Origin of the sequence: Fretibacterium fastidiosum (assembly GCF_000210715.1) — a bacterium.
In the GTDB taxonomy this organism is placed as follows: domain Bacteria; phylum Synergistota; class Synergistia; order Synergistales; family Aminobacteriaceae; genus Fretibacterium; species Fretibacterium fastidiosum.
In genome coordinates this window covers 1,352,091-1,354,914 of the sequence record NC_021038.1, presented here as the reverse complement: position 1 = coordinate 1,354,914, position 2,824 = coordinate 1,352,091, and the positions used below count along the sequence as shown (strand labels likewise).

General features: G+C 65.2%; 1 protein-coding gene and 1 riboswitch. The gene reads left to right on the top strand.

Features of this window, described 5'->3' with window-relative positions; translation table 11 throughout:
• Nucleotides 1–216: 216 nt before the first annotated feature.
• Nucleotides 217–389, top strand: a riboswitch (cobalamin riboswitch).
• Nucleotides 390–498: 109 nt separating this feature from the next.
• Entirely contained in the window at nt 499–2,484 is a 1,986-nt protein-coding gene (locus tag SY1_RS06225) for a TonB-dependent receptor plug domain-containing protein (protein ID WP_015556526.1), read from the top strand.
• The last annotated feature ends 340 nt before the right edge of the window (nt 2,485–2,824 follow it).

The following is a 2,824-nucleotide window of genomic DNA, read 5'->3' as shown; positions in this document are numbered from 1 at the left end:
TGATCCTCAGGTTCAACAACAACCCCTCCCCTTCGGGGAGCCTTCCGGCAGCCGTTCGCTGACGCTCACGGGCCGTCAGTCCCAGCCCCTGCGGGGCAGCTCTCCCCTTCGGGGAGGCTTTTCTTAAAATTAAACGCAAATTGGTATCGGCATTTCCACTTTATAGAAGAATTACATCGTCTTTTTGCGGTATAATACTATTGCGATTTGCACATGAATCTTCACGTGGAGTTCGGCGCAGGGAATCCGGTGCGAATCCGGAACGGCCCCGCCACTGTGAGCGCGACGAAACCGATGGATGCCATTGTTCTCCGGCTGTGGCCGGGACGAGAAGGCTCGGGAGTAGGAGGACCGCAAGCCAGGAGACCTGCCGAACGTCCGTTTTGCCGAACGCCTCGGGGGACGGGTGTCGGCAATGTGTTTCTGGAGTCGGGTATGTGGGAGGAGTCCTCGAGGGGCTCCTCCTGTTGTCTAAATGGAGAGAGGAGATGCGCGCCGATGAAGGTCGGACCCCCTTCCCCTGCCTTTGTCCTTTTGCTCTTTGCGCTTACCCCCGTTTTCGTGCTGGGGGCCGTGGGTCCTGCCCTGGGGACGACGGAGCTCCCCGAGGAGCGGGTCGTCGCTCCCCCCGTGGAGGACGAGGACAAGCTGCTCCTCTCCCCCGGATCGGTGACGGTGGTGCGCCCCCAGGAGATGAAGGGGGAGCAGAAGAACCTTCCGGAGCTCCTGAAGCAGGTTCCGGGCCTCCACGTCGTGGAGACCAAGGGGCGCGGGGCCTATACGGTGGCCTCCATCCGCGGCAGCAGCGCCGCGCAGGTGGCGGTCTACGTGGACGGGGTCCTGATGAACCTGGGCAGCGAGGCGGCGGTGGACCTCTCCACGATCCCCGTCGAGAACGTCGAGCGCATCGAGGTCTACCGCGGCTACATTCCCTCCCGGTTCGGAGGGGCCTCCATGGGCGGCGTCATCAACATCGTCACGAAGAAGCCCGAAAAGTCCGGCGGGACCCTCTCGCTTGGAGCGGGCTCCTGGGGACGGGCACGGGCCGGCCTGGCCTGGGACGCACCGCTTGGCGGCGGCAGCCTGTTTCTGGGCCTCAACCACGACCGCACCGACGGCGATTTCAGATATCCCAACGACAACAACACTCCCTACACTCCGACCGACGACTACGAGGCGGATCGCGAGAACAACCGTTATGCAAACACGGACGTGCTGCTGAAGTGGAACGACGACCACTGGCGCGTCGAGGGCGGCTGGAAACGGAACGACCGCGCGCTGCCTTACCCGGCCCCCGGAGCGGACAAGCCGGAGAGCCCGCGGGGCGCGGACTTCCGCGTCGATCAGTGGAACGTGGTCCTGGCGCGGCGCCAGACCTGGGGCGACCTGGAATGGGGGTTCCGCGCGGAGTACCTGGGGCAGAGCAAGAGGTACGACGATCCCGCGGACACGATCGGGGGCTGGGGCGAGCAGCACAACCGCTACGACACGGACCGCCTGAGCTTCGCCCTGGACGGCGCGCTGCCCGTCGGGGACCACCACCTGCTGGAGTTCCTCTGGAACTACTACGACGAGACCCTGAACACGGACGGGGACGTCGTGAAGAAGATGCGCGGATTTCGGGAGCACAACCGCTACAGTTGGAACGCCCAGGTCCAGGACACCATCGGGCTGGGCAGAGGGGACGACCTCTGGCTGACCCCGGTGGTACGCTGGAACGCCGCCGACGGCCGCACGGAGTTCTCGTGGGGGGCGGCGCTGGACTGGAGGATGAGCCGGGAGTGGACCCTGAAACTGACGGGCGGCACGTACAACCGGGCCCCGAACCTCTACGAGCTCTACGGGGACGGGGCGTTCGTCATCCCCAACCCCAGCCTGAGGTGGGAGAGCGGGACGCAGTGGGACGTCGGGTTGGCCTGGAAGGGGCAGCTGTGGGGCGGGGAGGCCACGGCGGAGTTGACGGCCTTCGGCCGCCACTCGGACGACCTGATCGACTACCTGATGACCAACCCCCGGTTTGCCCAGTACGTGAACATCGGAAAGGCCAGGGTGATCGGGACGGAGCTGGAGGTGAGTGCGGAGTGGGCGAAGTGGGCCCTCTACCTGGCCGCCACCTGGATGGACCCGAAGAACGAGACGCCGGGCTACATGGACGGTGACCCTCTGGCGAACCGGCCCGAGTGGGAGGGGCTGCTGAGGGCGACCCGGAAGTGGGAGCGGTCCTCGGCCTTTGCGGAGCTGCGCTACGTGGGCAGGAACTACTACGACATGCAGGGCGAGGTGGGCTGGACGGACCTGCTGACCGCCGGGCTGGGCGTCCGCTGGCAGCCCAAGGAGAACCTGAAGCTGGTTCTGGGGGTGGACGACCTCTTCGACAAGGGGCCGGACCTGAAGCTCTTTGCGGTGGGGACGGGGCCGGAGCGCATGTTGTGGTACCCGCTCCAGGGCCGGACGTTCTACGTCTCGCTGATCTGGACGTTCTAGCAGACGACCAGCTTTCCGCGGCCGTCAGGCTGCGATGCTGTGTCGGTCGCTATCTCGCCAACGCAACAGTTTGCGTTGGCGAGGCGCAGACGACAACCCCTCCGCCTCACTCGTTCGGCACCTCCCCTTTCAGGGGAGGCAAAAGAAGAGGCGCGTTTTAGGCCCCCGGTTTATTTGGCCCCCCTGCAAGGGGGGCTGGCGAGCCCGAAGGAGCGAGACTGAGGGGTTGTTTTGGCCCCGAAGGGGAGGGGGGTAGGGGCGGCGAGTGTTTTTCATAAGACGTGCCTGTCTGACATCTCCCGCCAACGCCGAAAGAGGACAATTTATTGTCCTCTTTCGG